General features: G+C 43.9%; 16 protein-coding genes and 1 other annotated feature. Of the genes, 13 read left to right on the forward strand and 3 right to left on the reverse strand.

Translation table 11 applies throughout. The features are described 5' to 3' along the window. Window positions 1-458: 458 nt before the first annotated feature. The 9 genes from ilvD to ilvA all read left to right on the forward strand — a co-directional run bounded on the left by ilvD (window position 459) and on the right by ilvA (window position 11,750). A complete protein-coding gene (gene ilvD / locus AC25Y6_RS17230) occupies window positions 459-2,126 on the forward strand; it encodes a dihydroxy-acid dehydratase (RefSeq protein WP_482102195.1) in 1,668 nt (555 codons plus the stop codon). A 4-nt stretch (window positions 2,127-2,130) separates the two neighbouring features. Then, window positions 2,131-2,373 (forward strand) — a binding site (T-box leader). A 135-nt stretch (window positions 2,374-2,508) separates the two neighbouring features. Further along, window positions 2,509-4,272, forward strand: coding sequence for an acetolactate synthase large subunit (gene ilvB / locus AC25Y6_RS17235; protein ID WP_488143890.1), 1,764 nt, complete (start codon window positions 2,509-2,511; stop codon window positions 4,270-4,272). Beyond that, a complete protein-coding gene (ilvN, locus tag AC25Y6_RS17240; RefSeq protein WP_482102111.1) occupies window positions 4,269-4,784 on the forward strand; it encodes an acetolactate synthase small subunit in 516 nt (171 codons plus the stop codon). Before ilvB ends, ilvN begins: the two co-directional genes overlap by 4 nt. A gap of 78 nt (window positions 4,785-4,862) precedes the next feature. Next, window positions 4,863-5,897 carry a ketol-acid reductoisomerase gene (gene ilvC, locus AC25Y6_RS17245; RefSeq protein ID WP_488143891.1) on the forward strand — a complete coding sequence of 345 codons (1,035 nt, stop codon included), beginning with the start codon at window positions 4,863-4,865 and terminating at the stop codon, window positions 5,895-5,897. Continuing rightward, on the forward strand, window positions 5,884-7,431 hold the full coding sequence (locus tag AC25Y6_RS17250; protein ID WP_482102109.1) for a 2-isopropylmalate synthase: 1,548 nt from the start codon (window positions 5,884-5,886) through the stop codon (window positions 7,429-7,431). Before ilvC ends, AC25Y6_RS17250 begins: the two co-directional genes overlap by 14 nt. 120 nt (window positions 7,432-7,551) lie before the next feature. Beyond that, on the forward strand, window positions 7,552-8,652 hold the full coding sequence (leuB, locus tag AC25Y6_RS17255; protein ID WP_482102108.1) for a 3-isopropylmalate dehydrogenase: 1,101 nt from the start codon (window positions 7,552-7,554) through the stop codon (window positions 8,650-8,652). A 61-nt stretch (window positions 8,653-8,713) separates the two neighbouring features. Then, window positions 8,714-10,123 carry a 3-isopropylmalate dehydratase large subunit gene (gene leuC / locus AC25Y6_RS17260; protein ID WP_488143892.1) on the forward strand — a complete coding sequence of 470 codons (1,410 nt, stop codon included), beginning with the start codon at window positions 8,714-8,716 and terminating at the stop codon, window positions 10,121-10,123. A gap of 19 nt (window positions 10,124-10,142) precedes the next feature. Then, a complete protein-coding gene (gene leuD / locus AC25Y6_RS17265) occupies window positions 10,143-10,733 on the forward strand; it encodes a 3-isopropylmalate dehydratase small subunit (protein ID WP_482102106.1) in 591 nt (196 codons plus the stop codon). Window positions 10,734-10,757: 24 nt separating this feature from the next. Beyond that, window positions 10,758-11,750 (forward strand): threonine ammonia-lyase, encoded by a 993-nt coding sequence (gene ilvA / locus AC25Y6_RS17270; protein WP_488143893.1) that lies wholly within the window; start codon window positions 10,758-10,760, stop codon window positions 11,748-11,750. Window positions 11,751-11,862: 112 nt separating this feature from the next. Here the strand turns inward: ilvA and AC25Y6_RS17275 are convergent, their stop codons facing one another. From AC25Y6_RS17275 to AC25Y6_RS17285, 3 genes are all read right to left on the reverse strand, one after another. Next, entirely contained in the window at window positions 11,863-13,317 is a 1,455-nt protein-coding gene (locus AC25Y6_RS17275) for a carbon starvation CstA family protein (protein ID WP_488143894.1), read from the reverse strand. Between the two features lie 529 nt (window positions 13,318-13,846). Next, a complete protein-coding gene (locus AC25Y6_RS17280; protein WP_488143895.1) occupies window positions 13,847-14,041 on the reverse strand; it encodes a hypothetical protein in 195 nt (64 codons plus the stop codon). A 122-nt stretch (window positions 14,042-14,163) separates the two neighbouring features. Then, on the reverse strand, window positions 14,164-14,835 hold the full coding sequence (locus AC25Y6_RS17285) for a LytTR family DNA-binding domain-containing protein (RefSeq protein WP_488143896.1): 672 nt from the start codon (window positions 14,833-14,835) through the stop codon (window positions 14,164-14,166). 227 nt (window positions 14,836-15,062) lie between these two features. On the opposite strand from AC25Y6_RS17285, the gene aceA reads away from it, so the two are divergent. The 4 genes from aceA to AC25Y6_RS17305 all read left to right on the forward strand — a co-directional run bounded on the left by aceA (window position 15,063) and on the right by AC25Y6_RS17305 (window position 19,477). Beyond that, window positions 15,063-16,349: an isocitrate lyase gene (aceA, locus tag AC25Y6_RS17290; RefSeq protein WP_488143897.1), complete on the forward strand. Its 1,287-nt coding sequence runs from the start codon at window positions 15,063-15,065 to the stop codon at window positions 16,347-16,349. 23 nt (window positions 16,350-16,372) lie between these two features. Continuing rightward, entirely contained in the window at window positions 16,373-17,983 is a 1,611-nt protein-coding gene (aceB, locus tag AC25Y6_RS17295) for a malate synthase A (RefSeq protein WP_488143898.1), read from the forward strand. Between the two features lie 44 nt (window positions 17,984-18,027). Continuing rightward, on the forward strand, window positions 18,028-18,156 hold the full coding sequence (locus AC25Y6_RS17300; protein WP_482102098.1) for a protein YhfH: 129 nt from the start codon (window positions 18,028-18,030) through the stop codon (window positions 18,154-18,156). A 154-nt stretch (window positions 18,157-18,310) separates the two neighbouring features. Beyond that, complete coding sequence (locus tag AC25Y6_RS17305; protein WP_488143899.1) at window positions 18,311-19,477, forward strand: pyridoxal-phosphate-dependent aminotransferase family protein; 1,167 nt, start codon at window positions 18,311-18,313, stop codon at window positions 19,475-19,477. Window positions 19,478-19,534 lie beyond the last annotated feature (57 nt).

Here is a 19,534-nt window from a genome sequence, read left to right on the forward strand (position 1 = left end):
CGAAGCCATGAGACTGGATGCGAAGCGTTAATCCAGGCTCAGGGCCAGAGGCATCCCCAAAGCGCCAAGCGGTCTCCAATCCACACACTAAATCACAACTCTCTCAATAAATTACAATCCCATCCATTTGAGTTTTTATACTTCTAGAAAAGCACCCATCGCGGAAGAAATCATTGAAAACTGAATTCGTGAAAAATAAAATAAAAGTTTTAAAAATGTGCTATATGCGATATATCGCGCTATAGCAGGCGTGAAAGCGGATACATTAAAATTCATTATTTGTAATTAGCTAATAATTTTAAAAACACTGTTGACTCCAGTGGATATCCATTATATGATGACATCAATCCAATTCAGTTCGTGATTCATTTCACAAACTACATAACCTAGACAGCAAGAAAAACAGACGTACCACATGTAAGTGATTTGACAGGGAGTGAACACAAATGGAAAAACCAATGAGAAGTGACATGATTAAAAAAGGTGTAGATCGTGCACCACATAGAAGTCTACTCTATGCTACGGGCGTTAGAATGAAAGATATGCACAAACCTTTCATCGGTGTTTGTAACTCCTATATTGATATTATTCCAGGCCATATGCATTTGAACAAATTCGCAGAAGTCGTCAAAGAAGCAATTCGTGAAGCAGGAGGTATCCCGTTCGAGTTCAACACAATCGGTGTTGACGATGGGATTGCAATGGGACATATCGGAATGCGCTATTCATTGCCAAGCCGTGAACTCATCGCAGACTCAGCAGAAACGGTTATCAACGCTCACTGGTTCGACGGCGTGTTCTACATTCCAAACTGCGACAAAATTACGCCAGGCATGTTGATGGCAGCAGTTCGAACGAACGTCCCATCCGTATTCGTCTCAGGCGGACCGATGGAAGGCGGCGTATCATCAGATGGTAAGCCTCTCTCACTCGTATCCGTATTCGAAGGTGTTGGTGCTTACAAACAAGGTACGATGACAGCTGAAGAGCTGCTAGACATTGAACAGAGTGCATGTCCTACATGCGGATCCTGTTCAGGAATGTTCACAGCGAATTCCATGAACTCGTTAATGGAAATGCTGGGAGTGACAGTTCCGGGTAACGGAACGATCGTTGCCACTTCGGATGAACGACATAGACTCATTAAAGAAGCAGCGGAACATCTAGTTCGCATGGTGAAAGAAGATGTTAAACCGCGTGACATTATAACGAAAGAAACAATCGATGATGCTTTTGCACTTGATATGGCAATGGGCGGTTCTACAAACACAGTCCTCCATACACTGGCAATCGCACACGAAGCAGAAATCGAATACGATGTTCGTGATATCAACAAAGTTGCCGAACGGATTCCGTATTTATCCAAAATTAGTCCATCTTCTGACTACACAATGCATGATGTTCATCTTGCAGGCGGTGTCAGTGCAATTATTAAAGAGCTCTGTGAAATCGAAGGAGCTGTCAGTCCAAACCGGATGACGATTACTGGTAAATCGCTTTATGAAAACGTAAAAGATTCACATATTCTCAACGATGAAGTCATTCGACGTCATGATAATGCATACAGTCCTGTAGGCGGTTTGTCCGTCCTATTCGGCAATATCGCACCAGACGGCGGTGTCATCAAAGTAGGAGCCGTTGATCCTTCTATTAAAGAGTTCCGAGGTAAAGCCATTGTGTTTGAATCTCAGGAAGATACGCAAGAAGGCATCGACAACGGAACGGTAAAAGAAGGCGACGTTGTTGTCATCCGTTATGAAGGTCCTAAAGGCGGACCGGGAATGCCGGAAATGCTTGCACCAACTGCAGCGATTGCAGGACGTGGGCTGGCAACCAAAGTTGCACTCATTACAGACGGACGATTCTCAGGAGCGTCCCGTGGTATCTCGATAGGCCATATTTCACCGGAAGCGGCTGAAGGTGGACCAATCGCGTTAGTTGAAGATGGCGACATCATCAATATCGATTTAACAAACCGAACAATTGAACTCGAAGTCTCTGACGAAGAACTAGAAAAACGTAGAGCAAACTTAAAACCATTCGAACCTAAAATTAAAAAAGGCTATTTGGCCAGATATTCAGCGCTTGTCACATCTGCAAGTACAGGCGGCGTCATGAAAATCTAATAGATTAAAATCAATGATGGGGCAAAAGTAATTAGAACCTGTATTCCCAGAGAGTCGGTACCGCTGGAAGCCGACAATACACCTAATTGCGACATCACCCCGGAGTGGATTGCTGAAAGTTAAGTAGGCAATCCCGGGCGCAGAGAAATCGGTGCTCGTTATATAAAGAATAGACCTAGTCTATTCACGAGACAGCTAGATTGCTGTGAACAAGGGTGGTACCATGAAAAGTTTTTTCATCCCTATGTAAAGAAGAGTTTCTTTGCGTGGGATGAAAAGACTTTTTTTATTGAAAACAAAGAGCGGCCGTATAGATGCAAGCCCGAGCATTCGGCCATTCGTAGATTGGATAACAAAAGTAAAAGTAAGGAGGAGTTTACAGATGAATGCTGAAGTTCAAACGAAGCAAGCAATACAGGAAATGGAGCTAGAAACTGTATTTGAACCACAACCGATAGAAAAAGTGAAAGATGGGTCAGCTGTTCTTATTCAAGCCTTAATAGACCAAGGTGTCGAAGTGATTTTCGGCTACCCTGGAGGGGCAGTTCTCCCAATTTATGATGCATTGTATCAAAACCCCATTTCCCACGTGCTTGCACGTCACGAACAAGGCGCGATTCATGCGGCTGAAGGGTATGCACGTGTTTCAGGAAAACCCGGAGTTGTCATCGCCACATCCGGACCGGGAGCGACGAACTTGGTAACAGGAATTACGGATGCAATGATGGATTCATTGCCACTCGTCGTCTTCACGGGTCAAGTAGCAAATACAGTCATCGGGACGGATGCTTTTCAAGAAGCGGATATTATCGGGATCACACAGCCAATCACAAAGCATAATTATCAAGTGAATGATGTAGCCGACTTCCCAAGAATTATCAAAGAAGCTTTCCATATTGCATCAACAGGACGTCCGGGACCAGTACTTGTGGATGTTCCAAAGAATATTGCAACAGCGCTCTTCATCCCAACCGATGACAATATTGAAGTGGATTTACCGGGTTACCAGCCGACAACGACTCCGAACTTTTTACAAATACAAAAGGCGGCAGAAGCTATCTCCAAGGCGAAAAAACCTCTTATCCTAGCGGGTGCGGGTATCCTACACGCTCAGGCGATGGACGAATTGGTGGAACTGGTGGAAAAACATCAAATTCCAGTTACAAATACACTTTTAGGTCTTGGCGGTATCCGAGGAGACCATGAACTATTCCTCGGAATGGCCGGTATGCATGGAACGGTTACATCCAATATGGCCATTAATCAGTGCGATGTACTGATCAATATCGGCGCACGTTTCGATGACAGACTAACGGGAAATCTTGAAACATTCGCTCCGAACGCAAGAATCATCCATATTGATATCGATCCTGCTGAAATCGGAAAGAATGTACCAACAGAAATCCCAATCGTTGCCGATGCAAAAGAAGCGTTGCAAGCATTATTGAAACAAGAGTTTGTTTCTCCAGATACAGAAAATTGGTTCGAATATTTAAAAGATTCAGCAGAACAGTATCCGTTATGGTACGAAGAAGATGTTGAAGGCGCTATTCTTCCACAACAAGCACTTGAAATCATCCACAGAGTTACAAAAGGGGATGCAATCGTTACAACAGACGTTGGGCAGCATCAGATGTGGACGGCGCAATACTATTCACTGAACAATCCGGATCATTGGGTGACATCTGGTGGTCTCGGTACAATGGGCTTCGGCTTCCCAGCTGCAATTGGTGCACAAATCGCCAAACCGGATGCACGTGTCCTTGCAATTGTTGGGGACGCTGGTTTCCAGATGACGGCTCAGGAGTTGTCTTTGTTACAAGAAATGCGGATACCGGTCAAAATCATCATACTCAACAATGGCTGTCTCGGAATGGTACGTCAATGGCAAGAAACGTTTTACGAAAGCCGCTATTCACAGTCATTGATACCGGTTCAACCTAACTTTGTAAAATTAGCAGAAGCATACGACATTAAAGGCTATCGGATAGACACATTGGAAGAGGCAGAGGTGGTATTCCAAGAAGCACTGCTTTCTGATGAACCCGTCCTCATCGATTGCCGCGTGAAACAGCTGGAAAACGTCTATCCTATGGTTGCACCTGGTAAAGGATTACATGAGATGGTCGGGGTGAGAAAAAAATGAGAAGAGTTATTACTGTAACAGTTATCAACCAAAGTGGCGTGTTAAACCGTGTGACTGGCTTGCTGATGAAAAGGCAGTTCAATATTGAAAGCATGACAGTCGGTCACACCGAAATTCCTGGCAGATCAAAAATGACGTTCATCGTGAATGTGGAAGATGAACAGAAAATTGAACAGCTTGTCAAACAACTGCAAAAACAGATTGATGTCCTTAAAGTTAATGACATCACAGACAAAGCAATCGTCATGCGAGAGCTGGCGCTGGTGAAAGTCATTTCACCTCCACATGTCAGAAGTGAAATGAACAGCATCATTGAACCATTCCGGGCGACAGTCATTGACACTGGGAAAAATGTCGTAACGTATCAAGTGACTGGTAATCCGGAGAAAATTGAAGCATTTATCGACCTCCTTAAGCCCTATGGCATCAAGGAATTAACAAGAACAGGTGCCACGGCATTTGTTCGTGAAACACAAAAAATCCAATCACCCCAGCTATCTATTTTAAAGTAAGAAAAGCGCAGGGCGGTTGGAGTGTAGACAGCAATACAAACTAAAAACTATAAACCCACTATTAGGAGGAAAACAATTATGGCTAAAATGTATTATAACCAAGATATCAACGAAGGACTTTTGAAAGATAAGCTTATTGCAATCATCGGATACGGATCACAAGGTCACGCACATGCACAAAACTTGAATGACTCTGGATTCAATGTAGTTGTCGGCGTTCGCGAAGGAAAATCATTTGATCAAGCTAAACAAGACGGACTAAACGTGTTGACTGTTCGTGAAGCTGCTGAAAAAGCGGACGTTATCATGATCCTACTTCCGGATGAAAGACAGAAGCAAGTCTATGATGCAGAAATCGAGCCAGCACTTAAAGCAGGGAAATCACTTGTTTTCGCACACGGATTCAACGTACATTTCGATCAAATCGTTCCACCAGCAGATGTTGACGTATTCCTAGTTGCACCAAAAGGACCTGGACATCTCGTTCGTAGAACATTCGAAGCAGGCGCAGGCGTTCCAGCATTGTTCGCAGTGTACCAAGACGTTTCTGGTCAAGCAAAAGACGTAGCACTTGCTTATGCAAAAGCAATCGGTTCTGCACGCGGCGGAGTTCTTGAAACAACATTCAAAGAAGAAACTGAAACAGACCTATTCGGAGAACAAGCGGTACTTTGTGGTGGATTGACATCACTTGTCAAAGCAGGATTTGAAACACTAGTAGAAGCTGGTTACCAACCAGAACTTGCTTACTTCGAAACATTGCATGAAACAAAACTAATTGTTGACCTTATGTATGAAGGCGGAATGGCAGGAATGCGTTACTCAATCTCAGATACAGCTGAGTGGGGAGATTTCGTTTCAGGACCACGTATTGTTGACGCAGATACAAAAGCACGCATGAAAGATGTATTGACTGACATTCAATCAGGTAAATTCGCGAGAGATTGGATTGCAGAAAACGAAAACGGTCGTCCGAACTTTAACAAGTTTGAGGAAACTGAAGCACAGCACGAAATTGAAGTAGTTGGTAAAAAACTTCGTGCGATGATGCCTTTCGTTAATGAAGGTGCGAAATCAAAAGAGGAAGAAGTGGTGGGTAGTGCGAAAAATTGACATATTCGACACAACTCTTCGGGACGGTGAACAATCTGCCGGTATTAATCTAAACACCGCAGAGAAGTTACAAATTGCACGACAGCTTGAAAAATTCGGGGCAACAATCATCGAAGCAGGGTTTCCTGCTTCATCCCCGGGTGATTTCGAAGCGGTACAACGTATTGCAAACATAGTGAAAAAATCAACGGTAACTGGTCTTGCCCGCGCAATGAAAAGCGATATTGAAACATGTTGGGACGCACTTCGTGGTGCAGAAGAACCCAATCTTCATGTATTTTTAGCAACTTCACCTATCCATATGGAATATAAACTTCAGAAGACACCGGACCAGGTCGTCGATATTGCAGTAGAAGCTGTGAAATACGCACGCAAGTTTTTCCCTCGTGTTCAATGGTCTGCGGAAGATGCAACCCGCTCCGATCGCGATTTCCTAGTCCGCATCATCAATCAAGTAATTGCGGCGGGTGCAACAGTTATTAATATCCCAGATACAGTCGGCTATGCTACACCTCAAGAATACGGGGCGTTGTTCAAGTACTTGAAAGAAAACGTGACAGGTATCGATAAAGTGAAGCTTTCCGCACATTGTCACGATGACTTAGGATTCGCAGTTGCGAACTCAATCGCAGCGATTGAAAATGGTGCCGATCAAGTTGAAGGTACAATCAATGGAATCGGAGAGCGTGCAGGAAATGCAGCGCTTGAAGAAATTGCAGTCGCTCTACATATCCGCAAAGATTTTTATGGATTGGAAACAGGCATTAATTTACAAGAAATCAAACGCACGAGCCAGCTGGTTAGCCAGTTGACAGGCGTTGTTATTCAGCCAAACAAAGCGGTTGTTGGTAAGAACGCATTCGCGCACGAGTCAGGTATTCACCAAGATGGCTACTTGAAAAATCGTGAGACTTATGAAATTATTACGCCCGAATTAATCGGCGGTAAAACTGAACCACTTGCACTCGGTAAACACTCCGGCAGACATGCATTCAGCGACCGTGCCATTTCAATGGGCTTCGATCTAGACGCTGATAAGTTGAATGAAGCATTTGTAGAATTCAAGAAGCTTGCGGATCGTAAAAAGGAAATTACAGAAGATGATCTATTTGTATTGTTTACAGATCAGCAAATTCAAAATAATGATATACCTGTTTATAAACTTGTTGATGTTCAAGTGCAATATGCAACTGCGAATGTCCCAACAGCTACGGTTACAGCGGTAAACCCAAAAAGGGAAACAGTGACTGCAACGGCAACGGGTTCGGGATCAGTTGAAGCTATTTTCAATACGCTGGAAATGCTTGTTGATGGTAAAGTTCATATTCTTGATTATCGTGTTACCTCCATTGGAAAAGGACGCGATGCACTTGGTGAAGCAGTTGTTAATCTAAGTATCAATGGTGAAGTATCCATTGGGCGTGATGTTGCACAGGACGTGTTGGGCGCATCGGCAAAAGCCTACTTTAATGCGATCAACAGGCAATTGATTCAACAGGATTCAAAAACAAAAACAAAAGTTAATGTCAATTAACTAACTATATCGAAGACATAGATAAATTTAAAAACAGCGGAAGCACGTTGTTGTAAGTAAGAATTTTCAAATAGTGTAAGTTTCGTAAACAGATTGAAAACAATAAGGAGGAGAAGTTCTATGGAGAAGAAAATAACAGTATTACCAGGTGACGGAATTGGTCCAGAAGTGACAGAAGCGGCAGTGAAGGTACTTGAAGTAATTGCAAGACGTTTTAAACATACATTTAACGTAGAATACGGTGTAATCGGCGGCGCTGCAATCGATAAACATCAAAATCCACTTCCGGATGAAACAATAGCTCTTTGTGAAGCGAGTGACGCGATTCTTCTCGGTGCGGTAGGCGGTCCTAAATGGGACCAAAACCCTTCAGCATTACGCCCTGAAAAAGGTTTGCTTGCCATTCGTAAACGTTTTGACTTGTTTGCTAATTTACGTCCAGTCAAAGCAATTCCATCCCTACTCCATGCTTCTCCTCTAAAAGAAGAAGTGGCAAAAGATGTTGATATGATGATTGTACGTGAACTGACTGGCGGTTTGTACTTCGGAGAACCAAGTCGTCGTACAGCAGAAGCAGCAGTGGATTCACTCGTTTACACACGCGAAGAAATTGAGCGCATTGTTGTCAAAGCATTTGAAGTCGCTCGCTTACGCAGAGGGAAAGTCGCTTCTGTTGATAAAGCGAATGTGCTTGAAACGAGTAAGTTATGGCGTGAAGTTGTTGAAGAGAAGAAAAAAGCATATCCCGATATCGAAGTGGAGCATATGTTAGTCGATTCAACAGCAATGAAACTAATTACAAATCCAGCAGCATTTGACGTTGTCGTAACTGAGAATATGTTTGGTGACATCCTAAGTGATGAAGCATCTGTCATTACGGGTTCACTTGGCGTTCTACCGTCAGCAAGTATCCGTTCGGATGGTTTCGGTCTTTACGAACCGGTTCATGGTTCTGCACCAGAAATTGCAGGACTTAACATGGCAAACCCTGCCGCGGCTATTCTATCTGCTGCAATGATGTTGAGGTATTCATTCAAGATGGAAACGGAAGCATCAGAAATTGAAAAAGCGGTTAACACGGTATTCGAAGATGGCTTCTTCACAGCTGATCTTGCGGCTTCCGGGCAACGCGTGTTATCTACAAAAGAATGGACAGAAAAAGTAATCGACGAACTGGATACTCAATTCGTCTCGAATAGCATTATGTTCTCATACGTTTAACTAAATTCAATTCAACTTAATTAGCCTAACGCATAATTAATAAGAGAGGAAGGGGTGTCATATGGTTAAAAATATCATCGAAAAAATCTGGAACCAGCATATCGTCTATGAAGAAAAGGGGAAACCAGATTTACTCTATATCGATCTTCATTTATTACATGAAGTGACTTCTCCGCAGGCGTTTGAAGGACTTAGACTTGCCAATCGGACTGTGCGCAGACCTGATCTTTGCTTTGCGACGATGGATCATAACGTACCAACACGTAACCGCGATGCGATCAAAGATCCGATTGCGCGGAAACAAATCAACACATTGCAAACGAATTGCGACGAATTCGGAATCCCGCTTGCAAATATGGATCACCCCGACCAAGGCATTGTCCATATTATCGGGCCAGAACTGGGACTTACACAACCTGGAAAAACAATCGTCTGTGGCGATAGCCATACATCTACACATGGCGCATTTGGTGCAATTGCTTTTGGAATCGGCACGAGTGAGGTAGAGCACGTACTTTCAACACAAACATTGTGGCAAGCAAAACCGAAAACAATGGAAATCCGCATTAACGGAAAACTTGGTTTCGGTGTTACTGCAAAAGATGTTATTTTAGCGATTATCGCAAAATTCGGTATCGATATGGGAACTGGACATATTGTTGAGTTTACGGGAGAAGCCATTCGGAATTTGACGATGGAAGAACGTATGACGGTTTGTAATATGTCGATTGAAGCAGGTGCGAAAGCCGGTTTGATCAGCCCTGATGAAACGACAATCGCCTACTTGAAAGGCCGTAGATATGTTCCTGAAGGCCAAGATTTTGAAGAAGCGGCGGCGCATTGGCTGTCCCTTGCAACAGATGAAGGTGCATCCTACGATACGATTCTTGAGATAAATGCGGATGAAATTGAACCGTTTGTCACATGGGGAACAAATCCTTCAATGGGATCGGGTATCTCCGCACGCGTACCTTATGCAAAAGACTATGCAGTGGAGTCAGACAAAGAGGCTTTGAAACAAGCACTGGCGTATATGGGCCTTAAAGAAGGAATGCCACTGAAATCCATTGACATCCAACACGTTTTCATCGGTTCTTGTACAAACGCGAGATTGAGTGATTTACGCGCAGCTGCAAAAGTGATTGAAGGGAAGAAAGTACATCCTTCTGTCACGGCAATCGTTGTACCCGGATCACGCACCGTTAAAAAGCAGGCAGAGGATGAAGGGTTGGATTCAGTATTTCTTGAAGCTGGTTTTGAATGGCGGGAATCAGGTTGCAGCATGTGCCTTGCGATGAACGATGATGTTGTTCCAGCAGGTGAAAGATGTGCTTCAACATCGAACCGTAACTTTGAAGGTCGTCAAGGAGCAGGGGCACGTACACACCTTGTGAGTCCGGCTATGGCAGCAGCTTCTGCGATTGCAGGTCACTTCGTAGACGTACGCGAATTAGAAGTTGTTCATTCATAATTGAGGAGAGGATGATTAGATGGAACCGATTAATGAAGTCGTTAGCGTCATTACACCGCTAGATCGTAAAAACGTTGATACAGACCAGATTATATCAAAAGAGTTCTTGAAACGAATCGAGCGTACTGGATTCGGAAAGTATTTATTTTACCACTGGCGTCATCATGCAGATGGAACCGAAGTGAAAGATTTTGTCTTGAATGATGAGCGGTTCAAAGGATCTAAAATCCTCGTCGCTCAGGAAAACTTCGGTTGCGGCTCTTCGAGGGAACATGCGCCTTGGTCAATTTTAGACTATGGATTCAACGTTGTCATCGCACCAAGTTTTGCAGATATCTTCTATAATAATTGCATGAAAAACGGTTTATTGCCCATTAAGCTAAAAATGGATGAAGTTGAAGAGTTGCTTGCAAATGGCCAACAGCAACCCTATTCAGTTGAAGTCAATTTAGTTGAACAGACGGTAACTGGGCAAGGCGGAAAGACTTATTCGTTCACAATTGATCCGTATTATAAAGAAATGTTGTTAAATGGCTGGGATGAAATTTCTTTAACTTTTAAATATGAAGAACAAATCGCCAAATATGAAGCACTACATCAACTTACGTAAATGCGAAAGACTAGAGGATGTGGAGTGAATCTTAATTTGTATGACACAGCAAGTTTATTTGAAGCATTTGAACGCATATCACAAGTTGTGCACAGAACACCTATTAAACAATCGAAGACGTTAAATGAATGGACACAATCAAATGTCTATTTAAAGCTTGAAAATTTGCAGAAGACAGGGTCGTTTAAAATACGTGGCGCATATAATAAAATTTCGACACTGTCCGCGGAAGAATGTGCAAAAGGACTAATTGCCGCTTCTGCGGGGAATCATGCACAAGGAGTTGCGCTGGCAGGACGAAAAGCAGGCGCACGCGTTACGATTTTCATGCCTGAAACAACGCCAATCGCAAAAGTGGATGCTACTCGCAAATACGGTGCGACCGTTAAACTTATCGGGAAAAGTTATGATGAAGCCTATAAAGCTGCACGTACCGAACAGCTGGCAACGGGCGCTACATTTGTTCATCCGTTTGATGATCAAACCGTTATTGAAGGGCAGGCCACAGTTGCAATGGAAATGCTGCAACAACAACCTGACTTAGATACGATTGTTGTACCAGCAGGCGGCGGCGGGCTTCTTGCAGGGACTGCACTTGCTGTGAAGGCGATACGGCCAAGTGTAAAAGTAATTGGTGTTCAGGCTGCCAACGCATCTGCGATATTCACAGCATTCCATGGGCGAAAAAACAGCTCGACGCACTTTTTACCGACAATCGCAGAAGGAATTTGCGTTCGTGAACCTGGACTAGTGACAATGGAAATCATTCATAATTATGTCGACGATATGGTCACGGTAACGGAACAGGAAATTTCATCAGCGATTCTTTTCATGCTCGAACGTGAGAAGCTCCTTGTTGAAGGGGCAGCAGGGGCGGCAATTGCCAGTGTGTTGAACAAGAAGTTACCTGTTTCATCTAATCGGGTCGGTATAATCGTCTCGGGCGGGAATTTCGATGTTAGTAAGTTGGGTGACTGTATTGTAAATACGACTGATATGGTGACTAACTTTTACTGAGAATCCTTTGGTGTCTTTCGACGCTGAAGGATTTTTTAAAATAATGAAACAGGACTCCAGTCGTCGAAGTGACGATCAAGGAGTCCTGTTTTTTCTATCGGTAGAGTGTCAGTCACTTTTTACCGAGTCCATCTTCAAAAACGATTGGTTTCAGCCCAGATTCAGCAGCCGCAAGCTTTCTTCTGAGACCGATAAAGAATGCGATTATAATAATCACGGTAATGATACCGGCGATTATATAGGCAAGATCCATTGGTAGACGGAAACCAATTTGAGCGTTCAATATATAGGTGAAAGTTGTCATAGTTATGAATGTCGCAGGGATCACAGCAATCCAGTAATTTTTCTTCTGCAGAGCGAGATACATTGCACCAATCCACAGTGCAATCATTGCCGTGGTTTGATTGGCCCAGGCGAAGTAACGCCATAGTATATTGAAGTCCATTTGAGTCAGAACGACGGAGATGGCAAACATAGGCAGTGCAATCCATAAGCGACTACTGAACTTTCTTTGTGCAACGCCAATGTAGTCTGCGACAATCATGCGCGCACTGCGGAATGCGGTATCACCAGAAGTGATAGGTAAGACGATTACGCCAAGAACTGCAATTGTTCCTAAGACTGCGCCAAGTGTTGTCATTGATACTTCTTTGACGATACCAGCAGGTCCGACAGTATCTAGCAAAGCACTTAAATCGGTTCCGTGAAAAATGGACATCGCTGCCGCTGCCCAAATCATCGCGATGATTGCTTCTGCAATCATCATTCCGTAGAAAATATAACGTCCTTGTGATTCATTTTGAGTTGTACGAGAAATGATGGGTGACTGCGTAGCGTGAAAGCCTGATAAGGCACCACATGCAATGGTAATGAAGAGAATCGGGAAAATCGGTAGTTTATCAGGATGTAAATTTGCAAGTGTAAGTTCAGGGATAGGGTGACCTTGAATAATAATGGCGCCTCCGATGCAGACCGTGCTGATTAATAGAATCAATCCTAAAAACGGATAGAGCCTACCAATGATTTTATCAATAGGAAGTAGTGTAGCTAACAAATAATAAGCAAAAATGATGACGATCCAGATTCCAACTGACATCCAGCCTTGTGTTAAATCTCCTAGTAACGCGGCTGGTGCTGTTACAAATACCGTTCCGACCAGAATTAATAATAGTAAGGCAAACGCATTAACGACATGTTTGAATACTTTCCCAAGAAATTGACCGGCAAGTTCAGGCAAGTGGGCACCACGATTTCGTAGTGAAATCATTCCGGTTAAGTAGTCATGGACAGCGCCTGCGAAAATGGCTCCGAAAACAATCCATAAGAAAGCAACCGGCCCGTAAAGTGCACCCATAATTGGCCCGAAAATAGGACCTACACCCGCAATGTTTAATAATTGAATCAGCGCGTTTTTCTGTTTGCTCATTGGTACATAATCTTGCCCATCCGCTAGCGTATACGCTGGCGTTTTACGACGTTCCTGCATGCCGAATACTTTCTCCACGTACTTGCCATACGTGAAATAAGCGGCAATCAACAGTGCAATCGACACAAGAAATGTAATCAATTCTACTCCTCCTTTTTTGTTGGTCGTGTTGTTGCAGTGACAGATTGTAGTTGAACTTAGGTTCGATGGCGGTGACTGTCACCCAATAAATTGTCCGAGCTATTTATTGAATTACCGAATCAGCGAATATCAATCCTGATGCAGTGATAGTTCATCTTTGGGAGATGATTGTACTGGTATTCGAACAATTTATGATTTGCAAGTGAGCTTTGGACAAACCGAATCGTTCTAATCGATGTCGGATAAAAATATTCAACATGAATGCTCACATTATTCTCTACTTTCAAGTAAGAACCCCTCATACCTCCAGGACTTTATTCGGTTCGGTTCATTACTATATGAATACGCAGGGGCTGTTATTCAATGGGACATATTTCATTGAATAACTATTTGGTTGCTTCGAAAAGGTTGTGTAATCGATTATAAAAAGATGGGAGTGGGGGATAATAGGTTGCTTTTCGGGATGGTGCGAAAAATCCCAGTATTTCAATAGCGAGTGTGTTACGTTTTAGCAAAATTAGTGACATGTTTATCCATATAACATTTCTGGCCGTCCAATGCCTGTAGGTGAGCGCCCAACGCCCGTAGAACCGCCCGAATCTCGCCGGAAACCTCCCGAAAACCCTGTCGTACCGCTCGAATGTCGCCGGTGACCGCCCAAACGCGCTGTCGTACCGCTCAAAACTCGCCTGCGACCGCCCGAATGCGCTGTCGTACCGCTCAAATCTGTCCGTCAACCGCCCGAACCCGTTGTCGTACTGCTCATAGCTCGCTTTCGACCGCCTGAAGCTCGCATACAAACGTCCAAACCCCTCAACCACCCACCAACAACCTAAAACCTAAAACCTAAAACCCAAGTGCCTTCCTGACCTCCGTCATATACGTTTGGCTGACGGGTAACTCTGTGCCATCCCTCAACGTTAATAATAGATTCGAAGTGATGTCCTTGGAAATACGTAAGATGGCTGGAATGTTCACAATGTAAGATCGATGGACTCGCATAAAGTTTTTTGGAAGCCTTAATTGTAAATCTTTCAATGTATGCTTGGTGCTGTACTGTTCGCCGTCCACGTAAAACCAAGTTTTCTTTTGTAAGCTTTCTATATAGGCAATCTCATTGATCGGAACAGGGCTCCAGTCTTCATCCTGTTTCCCAGTCAGGAAACGGAAGGGTTCATGGCGGTGTACATGATAATTCGGAGGCAAGATGACGATTAGCGCACCAGGTTCACCAAGCAGGTCAATGGGATAGCCGATTCCATAGTAGGGAACTCCGAATGACAAGTTATCCATGATTGTGTCCACTTTAATGCGGTCATGAATCACTTTATCTGCAAGGCTTCCAGGCATAACGGGCTGACCTTCTTTCAACTGGATATCGTGAACGCCTTCAACGTAATAAATGTAATGGCCGCCAATGGCAATCGCGACGGCGGCGTCTTTTGGGACCCAGTCACCTAATATTGAAGCATACTGTTGTAATACATCTCTAGCAATCTCCACATTTTCCTTCACCACATCTGTTTCCCCCTTTATAATCTATTAATCTAAAACATTCAAAGGATTTCGTCGGCTCTAAATCAAGTTCATCCCGAAAAAATATCATTTTGTCGGAAAGTACAGACAACTTCGGTGTTACTGTTATATATTACTGTATAACAACTGCGGCTGTTATGAAACAGTACAAAAGCATTAATTTCATAAATAGCTGACCGTTAAAAAAATTGGAAGGTGTGACGTTTGATATGACTAGACAAAAGCAGATTGAGCAATTGGAAAAAAGTTGGGCAGAGGATAGCAGGTGGAAAGGGATTGAACGTCCTTATACTGCGGAAGAAGTTGTGAAACTTCGTGGATCCATTTTGATTGAACAAACACTGGCAACTAAGGGTGCAACACGTTTATGGGATTCATTGCATGAAGAAGATTACGTCAATGCACTTGGTGCACTGACAGGTAACCAGGCTGTGCAACAAGTAAAGGCTGGACTTCAAGCAATCTATCTAAGCGGCTGGCAAGTGGCAGCGGATGCAAACCTTTCGGGCCAAATGTATCCTGACCAAAGTTTATATCCCGCAAACAGTGTTCCTTCTGTTGTCAAACGTATCAACCAAGCACTTCAACGGGCTGACCAAATCGACCATTCAGAAGGGCGAGACGATGGATTTGACTGGTTCGCACCAATTATAGCGGACGCTGAAGCAGGATTCGGTGGACCTCTTAATGTATTCGAATTAATGAAAGGTATGATTGAAGCCGGAGCAGCAGGCGTTCACCTGGAAGACCAACTTGCATCTGAAAAGAAATGTGGACACCTAGGTGGAAAAGTTTTGCTGCCTACACAAAATGCGATTCGTAACTTAGTGGCTGCAAGACTTGCGGCAGACGTTCTCGGCGTACCAACTGTTCTTATCTCACGTACAGATGCAGATGCAGCAGATATGGTTACAAGCGATATAGATCCAGTAGATGCTAAATTCCTAACTGGCGAACGGACACCTGAAGGATTCTACCGGACAAAACCTGGTATCGACCAAGCAATTGCACGTGGATTGGCATACGCGCCATATGCCGACCTTGTCTGGTGTGAAACGTCCCATCCGTCCCTTGAAGAAGCGCAACAGTTTGCAGATGCAATCCATGCGAAATTCCCTGGGAAAATGCTTGCTTACAACTGTTCACCTTCATTCAACTGGGAAGCGAATTTGGACGAAGCAACGATTGCTAAATACCAAGTGGAACTCGGGAAGATGGGCTACAAATTCCAATTTGTCACACTTGCAGGTTTCCATTCATTGAATCACAGCATGTTCAACCTTGCGCATGACTACAAAGACAATGGCATGGCGGCATACTCGAAACTGCAACAAGCTGAATTTGCGAATGAAGAGAAAGGCTACACAGCAACAAGGCATCAGCGTGAAGTTGGAACGGGCTACTTCGACGACGTGTCACAGATCATTTCAGGCGGCACATCATCTACGACAGCTATGAAAGGCTCGACGGAAACCGCACAATTCGTTAATCAGTGAACAATCGGAAATCGGAGAGGGTGATGAAACTGTCAACGAAAGCCAATACAGCTCATACGATAAAAGTCATAGGTGAACTGGACGCTGAAAGTGAAGGGATATTGACTCTGGAAGCACTGGAATTCCTACAATCTCTTCATACTCATTTCGATGAAAGACGGAAAGAACTCTTAACGAAACGAGCACAGCGTCAAGTGGAAGTGGATAATGGGGTACAACTTGATTTTTTACCCGAAACCAAAGCGATACGGGAAGGGGATTGGACGATTGCACCGCTTCCTAGCGACTTACAGGACAGACGAGTAGAAATTACGGGACCTGTTGGACGGAAAATGGTCATCAATGCACTAAACTCAGGCGCGAAAACATTCATGGCTTGTTTTGAAGACGCAACTTCCCCAACTTGGGCGAACATGTTGGAAGGCCAACTTAATATGAAAGATGCCGTCCGCAGAACGATAGAGTTTGAACAGCCATCCAATGGAAAAACATATAAATTGAATGAAGAAATTGCCGTTTTGATGGTTCGACCGCGAGGATTACATTTATTAGAGAAAAATGTCTTGGTTGGCGATGAACCGATGGCAGGAGGTTTCTTCGACTTTGGGCTTTACTTCTTCCATAACGCAAAAGAATTAATCGCACGTGGATCAGGACCTTACTTCTATCTACCGAAGCTCGAAAGTCATCTGGAAGCCAGATTGTGGAACGATGTATTCATTTTTGCACAGCAGCAACTTGGTATTCCCAAAGGAACAATTCGTGCAACCGTGTTAATCGAAACAATTATAGCGGCATTTGAGATGGACGAAATACTTTACGAGCTTCGAGACCATTCAGCAGGGTTGAATTGCGGGCGCTGGGATTACATTTTCAGCTATATTAAGAAGCTGCGCAATCAGCCGGATGTCATTTTGCCGGATCGAGGCCAAGTGACGATGACGTCGCCATTCATGCGGGCTTACACATCGCTCTGCATTCAAACTTGTCACAAGCGGAATGCCCCGGCAGTCGGGGGAATGGCGGCACAAATCCCGATTAAAAATGATCCAGAAGCAAACGCTGCGGCATTTGGCAAAGTAAGTGAAGACAAACGCCGTGAAGCGACTGACGGGCATGATGGAACGTGGGTGGCGCATCCAGGACTTGTCGCAGTAGCGATGGAGCAGTTCAATGCGCATATGCCAACACCGAATCAGATTGACCGTAAGCGGAAAGACGTTCATGTGACCGCAGCGAACTTGCTCGAAGTCCCAGAAGGAACAATTACAGAAGAAGGCCTGCGAATGAATTGCAGTGTGGGCGTCCAATATATCGCCTCTTGGCTGAGAGGAAATGGGGCGGCTCCAATCAATAACTTAATGGAAGACGCGGCAACAGCAGAAATCTCAAGATCCCAAGTATGGCAATGGATTCGTCATCCGCAAGGAAAACTTACCGATGGCCAAGATATTTCAGAGAAATTAGTTATGGAAGTATTGAAAGAAGAAGTTGATTTAATTCAACAGCAAGTGGGAGAAGAAGCATTCCGTTCCGGTAGATATGAAGAAGCCGCAGAACTGTTTTCTTCATTGATCGTGCAAGATGACTTCGTTGAGTTTTTGACACTGCCAGGTTATGAAAAATTAGTATGAGGTATAAATAAAGGCCAACTATTATGAGAGTGGAGGAGATTAATATGCAAACAAACAAAAACAGGAAAGAAATGCCGAAAAAGATTTGTCGGGAATGTGGCTGTGAAATTGTAGAGAAGGTCGAGTCTCCATTGTTCGAGTGTGAACGATGCATTGGTTTAAACGAAGGGTGACAGAATGGCGGCTCAATTCCTTAAAATAGGATAGAGCCGCCATTACTATGGAAAATGTATACACAATTTCGACAAGAATAGAGGACTTTTACAACATATATAGAAGTACTACTAGTAGACGTTAAACAATCTAAAGAAATGAGAGGGATACTTAATGCGAAACGAAGAAATGCTTTTGATACCCGGACCGACGCCAGTTGTCGATTCCATTTACGATGCGATGGCAAGTGAAACGAGAGGACATACAGATCCTAGATTTGTTGCCATCTATAAAAATGCAATCGAGCAGACAAGAGAATTGCTTAAAACCGACGGAGAAGTATTCGTCGTTGCTGGATCTGGAACGGTTGCAATGGAAATGGCACTCGTCAATACTGTCGCTGCCGGCGAAAAGATATTAATCGTGAGTCAAGGCTTCTTTGGTGACAGGTTCATAAAACTAGGCCAAGCTTTCGGGATTGAAATAGACGTCCTGCAGTCCGAGTGGGGCAAGCAAGTCACTCCTGAAGTAGTGGAAGCGAAACTGGCCGAAGGAACCTATAAAGCTGTTACAATCACACACGCCGATACATCAACAGGTGTCGCAGCTGATTTGGATGCGCTTGTTCCCATCATAAAAAAACACGGGGCACTTGTCATTTTGGATGGTGTCTGTGCAACGGCTGCGATGGAAGAAGATATGAGCAAAGGGTATGGCCAACCAGACTATAAAATTGACGTGATTTTAACAGGTTCTCAAAAAGCGATTGGCGTGCCACCCGGACTTGCAATTGTCGCTTTCAATAAAACAGCTTTGGACGCAAGAGCGCAAATCGAACGCGTTCCAGCTTATTATTGCGATATCTATAATTGGATTCCTATCATGAATGATCCATCGAAATATTTTGCAACACCGCCTGTAAACTTGATTTATGCCTATGATGAAGGAATGAGACTCGTCCTTGCAGAAGGGTTGTCGAACAGAATTGTACGCCACACGGCATTCGGAAAGGCAGTGCGTGCAGCACTTTCTGAATACGGCATGAAAGCATTAGCACAAGAAGACGTTGCAGCGTCAACTTTGAGTTGTATCCTTTACCCGGAAGGCGTTAACGATGCCGAGTTCCGCGCAGCACTCGGTAAAAAAGGCGTCATTGTCGCTGGTTCGCTCGCTCATTTAGCAGGCAAAGCATTCCGCATCGGGCATATGGGCAATACGACGGAACAAATGCTCGAAAAAGCAATCGAATTAATCGGCGAAACGTTGAATGAAATCGGTCATTCTGTAGATATCCAAAAAGCGGTTGAACGGTTTAAAGAAGAAGTGAAAGTGGCCGTTTGATTAAGAATTAATGTGGGCTATCCTATAATGGGATAGCTTTTTTTGTTCTGGAAATCG

The organism is Sporosarcina sp. Y1004, from assembly GCF_057669665.1.

Coding starts and splice junctions, on each gene's coding strand:
- ilvD (WP_482102195.1), top strand. CDS start 459: ATGAGAAGTGACATGATTAAAAAAGGTGTAGATCGTGCACCACATAGA.
- ilvB (WP_488143890.1), top strand. CDS start 2,509: ATGAATGCTGAAGTTCAAACGAAGCAAGCAATACAGGAAATGGAGCTA.
- ilvN (WP_482102111.1), top strand. CDS start 4,269: ATGAGAAGAGTTATTACTGTAACAGTTATCAACCAAAGTGGCGTGTTA.
- ilvC (WP_488143891.1), top strand. CDS start 4,863: ATGGCTAAAATGTATTATAACCAAGATATCAACGAAGGACTTTTGAAA.
- leuB (WP_482102108.1), top strand. CDS start 7,552: ATGGAGAAGAAAATAACAGTATTACCAGGTGACGGAATTGGTCCAGAA.
- leuC (WP_488143892.1), top strand. CDS start 8,714: ATGGTTAAAAATATCATCGAAAAAATCTGGAACCAGCATATCGTCTAT.
- leuD (WP_482102106.1), top strand. CDS start 10,143: ATGGAACCGATTAATGAAGTCGTTAGCGTCATTACACCGCTAGATCGT.
- aceA (WP_488143897.1), top strand. CDS start 15,063: ATGACTAGACAAAAGCAGATTGAGCAATTGGAAAAAAGTTGGGCAGAG.
- aceB (WP_488143898.1), top strand. CDS start 16,373: ATGAAACTGTCAACGAAAGCCAATACAGCTCATACGATAAAAGTCATA.
- AC25Y6_RS17300 (WP_482102098.1), top strand. CDS start 18,028: ATGCAAACAAACAAAAACAGGAAAGAAATGCCGAAAAAGATTTGTCGG.
- AC25Y6_RS17305 (WP_488143899.1), top strand. CDS start 18,311: ATGCGAAACGAAGAAATGCTTTTGATACCCGGACCGACGCCAGTTGTC.